The organism is Aeromonas sp. ZOR0002 (assembly GCF_963866995.1).
Lineage (GTDB): Bacteria > Pseudomonadota > Gammaproteobacteria > Enterobacterales > Aeromonadaceae > Aeromonas > Aeromonas caviae.
This window is the reverse complement of record NZ_CAWMFQ010000112.1, coordinates 11013-16329: the sequence shown is the minus strand read 5'-3', so window position 1 is coordinate 16329 and position 5317 is coordinate 11013. Positions and strand designations below refer to the sequence as shown.

The following is a 5317-nucleotide window of genomic DNA, read 5'->3' as shown; positions in this document are numbered from 1 at the left end:
CCAGTGGCAGCAATCCCTGACCCTGCCCATCGGCACCCCCGTCATCAGCCGGGCCAGTGGTCGGTCACAGCGACTGAACGATGCCCAGAGCGAGGAGGTGCGCGGCCTGAGCGAAACCAGCCTGCTGCTGGAGAAGAGCGATGCCCGTGTGAGCGACAGGCTGCAACTGAGCCTGGTTCTGCAGCACGAGGCGTTGGATGAGCTGGAGATCTGGCTCAGCTCCCCCGCCGGCACCCGGGTCCAGATCTGGGACAAGGGTTACAGCCCCCTGCCGAGCCTGAAAGGGGTCTTCCCCACCGAGTTGCAGTCCCTGCAACCCTTCAGCGCCTTCGAAGGAGAACCCCTGGCCGGTCGCTGGACCCTGGAGGTGGTGGACAGCAAACCGGGCAATCAGGGTTTCCTGAACGGGTGGAGCATCAGTCAGCGTACCGGCGCCCAGTGCGGCAACACCGTGCCCGTGCCGGATGACGGCATCATCCGCTTCGATACCTCGGACAGCAGTGGCGGGGGGGCCTTCCCCCTGCTCTGGCTGCTGCCGCTGGCCCTGTGGCGCCGTCTGCGTCGCCTCTGACTCTCCCTATATAAAGAAGAGAGGGGCCAAGGCCCCTCCAAGGACACACCATGACCATGAGAATGACCCCGATCGTCTGCCTGCTGGCCCCCCTGCTCAGCGCCTGTGGCGGCGGTTCGGACGAGGCTCCCCTGACCGCGCCGGACTATCGCCTGACGGTCAGCCTGCCCGCTGCGGGCACCCTGTGCATCAACCTGAACCAGAACGACGGCTGCGAAGCCAATGAGCCCGCCGTCAGCGGCGAGGCCGGTGCCCACTCCCTGACCCGGCGCCCCCCTGATCTGCTCACCACTCCCCTGCTGTTCATTCCGGCGGATCCCGCCGCCCTGCCCCTGGCCCACCCGGCGGCTCGCCAGGACAACCAGCACCTCACCCCCAGCCCCCTCAGCACCCTGCTGCAGACGCGTATCTCGGACGGGCTGCCACCGGCTCAGGCCCTGACGGACGTGCTGCTCGCCCTGGCCCCCCTTCACCCCGGCCCAGATCTGGCGGCACTGGCGCAGCTGGGCGACTTCAACCGCGCCCTCGCCGAGCTGGCCCTCGCCGCCTTAGATGACAAGGCCACCCTGCCCACCTTTGCCGCCAGCGAGCGCCGCCTGCAGATCTGGCAGGGGCTGGTCACCCTGCTGTCCGAGCTCGCCCGGCACTTTGCCGCAAGCCCCGAGCTCCTGAGCCAGCAGGCCAGACTCGCCGCCGTGCTGCAGCAGCAGCAACCCCGGGCGTTGGTGACCGCAGGTGGCGTCACTACCTACACGGACGGGGTGGATTATCTGCTGACCCAGGAGCCTGCCGATCACCCGGGCCAGGAGGCGAGCCTGGGCCTGGCGCCCCTGCGCTATCGCAAGCTGGACGGCAAGGGGCAACCCCTGGCGGACAATGCCGACGAGTGGGAGTGCGTGGAGGATCTCAATACCGGCCTCGTCTGGGAGAAGAAGCTGGCGGATCCGGACAGTCCGAGGGATCTGCACCGCACCTTCGCCTGGGAGTTCGACAACTATCACCCGACCCAGGAGGAGCGGGATTACGCCTGTCCCGAGGGGGAGGCCATCTGCACCACGGAGCAGTACCGTCAGTGGCTCAATGCACAGCAACTGTGCGGCATCACCCACTGGCGCCTGCCCCACGCCCGTGAGCTGATGAGTTTGCAGCACTACGGCTCCCTCGCCCGCCAGGATGGCCAGCTCGTCACCCTGGATGTGCGCTACTTCCCCGATGTCGGCACCGGACTCAATGGCTTCGATGGCTATTACTGGAGCCAGACCCTGACCCCGTCCCGTCGGCTGGAGAGCGCGCCTCTGAGCGCCATCGCCCACATCTTCCTCGGCGAGGACGCCGGTGCCGACTATCCCACCTCAGTTCAAAACAGCAATGACGCCAACGGTCTGCAACTGCGCCTGGTGGCCGAGGTAACCCGATGAACAAGTATCTTCTGACCCTGCTGCTCACCCTGTGCAGCCCCCTGGCACTGGCCATCGCCATCTGCGACGACGCCCTGCCCCGTACCAGCCCCACCGCCCGTTTCCAGGATCACGGCAACGGCACCGTCACCGACAGGGGCACCGGTCTGACCTGGATGCGCTGCCAGCTCGGCCAGACCTGGCGCAACCAGAGCTGCGAGGGGGAACCCACCCGCCTCTACTGGCAACAGGCACTGCAGACGGCGGAACGGATCCGCACCGAACCGAGCCATGCCCTGTATGGCTTTGGTGGTCATCACGACTGGCGCCTGCCCACCATCAAGGAGCTCGCCAGCATTCTGGAGTCCGCCTGTTACAAACCGGCATTGAACGAAACCATCTTCCCCCGCGCCATGGCCGGGGATGGCAAGGAGGTGAACGACGGCTATGTCTATCTCTGGTCCTCCACCCCGGTGCCGGCCCTTCAGGGCGTCGCTTACCTGGACATCACCAGCGGCTCCGTCGCCCAGCGCGCCCCCCGCTCTTGGGCGAAACAGGTTCTGCTGGTGAAGTGACAGCCTGGCCATGGGGGTCACCCGGCCCCCTGTTTGACACGAGGCAAGAAGCGCCAGGGTGACCCTGGCCGTCAAAAAAGCATCAAATTGCGTCATGTGATGCCTGTTCAGGGCGGTTTTGCACGCCGCAGCGCTGGCGTGAAACCGGCAGAGCGGTTAGTCTAGCGGCGTTGAACCAATCCCAAGAGGTACAGATGAAAACCGTGTTGCGTTTTAGCCTGCTGGGCGCCTTGTTATTGGGTGGCCATGCCTTCGCCGCCGAACCGAAAAAATTTGATATCAGCATGTTCCCCGCCGCCGAAGTGAACCAGGAACGTGTCGTGATCCGTCTGCCGGAAGTCGAGAACGAAGCCGACATGATGGTCGAGCTGCAAGTCGGCAAGAAGATGCTGGTCGACTGCAACCTGCCCCGCTTTGCGGGCAATCTGGAACAGCACAGCGTCAAGGGCTGGGGTTACAACTACCTGACCCTGGGCCAGGTCACCGGCCCCGTCAGCACCCTGATGGCCTGCCCGGACGGCCAGAAGAAGGAGAGTTTCGTCCAGATCTACGGTCAGGGCTTCTTCGTGAACTACAACTCCAAGCTGCCCTTCGTCATCTATGTGCCCCAGGAGTACGAGGTGCGCTATCGTCTGTGGCGTGCCGACAACCTGGCACAGCCCGCCATGATTGAGTGAGTGCCGCGCACTCGGGTTCAGCTCAGTCATGATGACAAAAAGGCGCCATACGGCGCCTTATTTTTAGCTTCCGAGCCCGTTTTTGAGCGGTTTTTCCTGTACAAAATCTGACATAACTCCACTATTTTTCAGGCTTTTTTGTGCAGCGCACCGCAAAATGCCCCCGCGGGATGCGACAAACCCTGTTCGATAAAAGATATTTATTAACATAGTAAGAAAATTGATTTTGCACTCTGCGACGGCCTGATGATACTTGCCCGCAAAGGTCAAACTAACCAGAACAAGAGCACTATGAGCTTCGAATCAGACAAGCGTTTCAACGACTTCAAACATTTTCCCCGTGGCCTGCGTCGCAGTGGCGAATTCACCGTGGCCGAAGCGGACAGTCTGGAGAAATATGGCACCGTGATGCTGGCGCTCTATCAGGGCAACCTGGCCCCGCGCGATGACGTAGAAAGTGCCTTTATCGAACAGGTCAAATCCGGCGCAGCCGGCAACAACCCCCACGCCAAGGTGTGGTTCAAATACCTGAAGGTGATTGGTCCCAAGCGCGTGCACCGTCTGTGCACCGTCGCTGGCGGCGCCAATGAAGATGCGGGTGGCAGCTTTGAAGGCGGCGGTGGCGGCAGCGACGAGTCCCTCGATTAATGGATACCGAGCTGCTTCGGACCTTCATCGAGGTCAGCAAGACCCGGCACTTTGGCCGGGCGGCTGAAAATCTCTACCTGACCCAGTCGGCGGTGAGCTTCCGGATCCGCCAGCTCGAGCAGCAACTCGGGGTCAGCCTGTTTGCCCGTCATCGCAACAACATCCGCCTGACTGCCTCCGGTGAGCGTCTGCTGCCCTACGCAGACGCCATTCTGCATACTTTGGGGCGCGCCAAGCAGGACGTGGCCCTCTCCCCCGGTTTCAGCCAGCAGCTTGCCATCGGCGCCCCCGCCGTCTTCTGGGAGCTCGACTTCAACGACTGGCTCAACCATGTCTATGCCCTGGCCCCCGGCCTCGCGGTGCGCCTCGAAACGGCCTCCCGCGAGCACCTCTGTCGCCAGTTGCTGGAGCGCTCCCTCGATCTGGCCCTGCTCTCCGAGCCGACCAAGATCGACGAGATTGCCCTGCACCCCATCGGCGAGCTGGTGTTCGAACTGGTGAGCCGGGAGCCGGCCGCAAACGCCGACAGCCTGATGCAGATGCCCCACATTCATCTCGACTGGGGCACCAGCTTCGAACCGCCATCGAGCCGATTGCAGAGCCTGCAGAAGACCCCAGTTCTGCATTCAAGCTCCGCCAGCATGGCCCTGCAATTCGTGCTGGCCAACGGCGGCGCCGCCTACCTGCCAAGGCGCATGGTGAGCCCCTTCCTGGAGCAGGGGCAGCTTCATCTGGTGGAAGGGGGCCAATCCCTGAGCCGCCCGCTCTACCTCGCCTATCTGGAGAAATCCGACCGCCGGGAGCTGATCGATCAGCTGCTCACCCTGCCGCTGGGCTGGCATGACGCCGACTTGCGTCAACCGCCTGCCGAATGAAACAGGGCGATTTCACGCCCAGACCTGTGTTTTCATCTACCCTGGTTATCGGTGCAGCACAAACAACATGAAAAAGGGGCCATCAGGCCCCTTTTATATGGATGTCTTTGTGCATCAGCCGTGATGACGACGATCGCTGGCCTGCGCCAGCAGGGTACGGCTCTCGCGCAGGAACTCCTCCGCCCGCTCGCCGAAGAAGCCGGAGACCTGGCTGAAGGCCTCGATGAAGCCCTCCCTGTCTCCCCGCTCCAGCAGGCCCAGCGCCTCGCCGAAGTTCTGGTAGTAGCGGCGGATCATCGCGAGGTTCTGGGGCGACGACAGTATGATGTCGGCGTAGAGATGGGGATCCTGGGCAAACAGCCGTCCCACCATGGCCAGCTCCAGCCGGTAGATAGGAGAGCTTAAGGCAAGCAGGCGGTCGATGTTGGCCTGCTCGCGGGAGAGATGCCAGCCGTAGGCGAAGGTGGCGAAGTGGCGCAGCGCCTGAATGAAGGTCATCGCCTCGTCGTGGGCCCTGGCCTCCACCTGCTGCAAACGCGCCCCCCAGATGGTCATACTGTGAGATCGGAAGAGC

6 protein-coding genes and 1 pseudogene are annotated in these 5317 nt (G+C 63.2%); 6 read left to right on the top strand and 1 reads right to left on the bottom strand.

Annotated features, from left to right (window positions below):
- The 6 genes from AACR77_RS06475 to hdfR all read left to right on the top strand — a co-directional run.
- Positions 1-571, top strand: a 571-nt coding sequence (locus AACR77_RS06475; RefSeq protein ID WP_042880442.1) for a proprotein convertase P-domain-containing protein, incomplete at its 5' end; no start/stop codon positions are given.
- A gap of 50 nt (positions 572-621) precedes the next feature.
- Positions 622-1989 carry an Lcl C-terminal domain-containing protein gene (locus AACR77_RS06470; protein WP_042880441.1) on the top strand — a complete coding sequence of 456 codons (1368 nt, stop codon included), beginning with the start codon at positions 622-624 and terminating at the stop codon, positions 1987-1989.
- Positions 1986-2543, top strand: coding sequence for an Lcl C-terminal domain-containing protein (locus AACR77_RS06465; RefSeq protein WP_042880439.1), 558 nt, complete (start codon positions 1986-1988; stop codon positions 2541-2543). Before AACR77_RS06470 ends, AACR77_RS06465 begins: the two co-directional genes overlap by 4 nt.
- 194 nt (positions 2544-2737) lie before the next feature.
- A complete protein-coding gene (eco, locus tag AACR77_RS06460; RefSeq protein ID WP_010674240.1) occupies positions 2738-3220 on the top strand; it encodes a serine protease inhibitor ecotin in 483 nt (160 codons plus the stop codon).
- A gap of 291 nt (positions 3221-3511) precedes the next feature.
- Entirely contained in the window at positions 3512-3868 is a 357-nt protein-coding gene (locus AACR77_RS06455) for a DUF413 domain-containing protein (RefSeq protein WP_010674239.1), read from the top strand.
- Entirely contained in the window at positions 3868-4743 is an 876-nt protein-coding gene (gene hdfR, locus AACR77_RS06450; RefSeq protein WP_039038620.1) for an HTH-type transcriptional regulator HdfR, read from the top strand. The genes AACR77_RS06455 and hdfR overlap by 1 nt, the downstream gene beginning before the upstream one ends.
- A gap of 114 nt (positions 4744-4857) precedes the next feature.
- Here the strand turns inward: hdfR and AACR77_RS06445 are convergent.
- A pseudogene (locus AACR77_RS06445) lies at positions 4858-5317 on the bottom strand (prephenate dehydrogenase dimerization domain-containing protein); the annotation flags it as partial.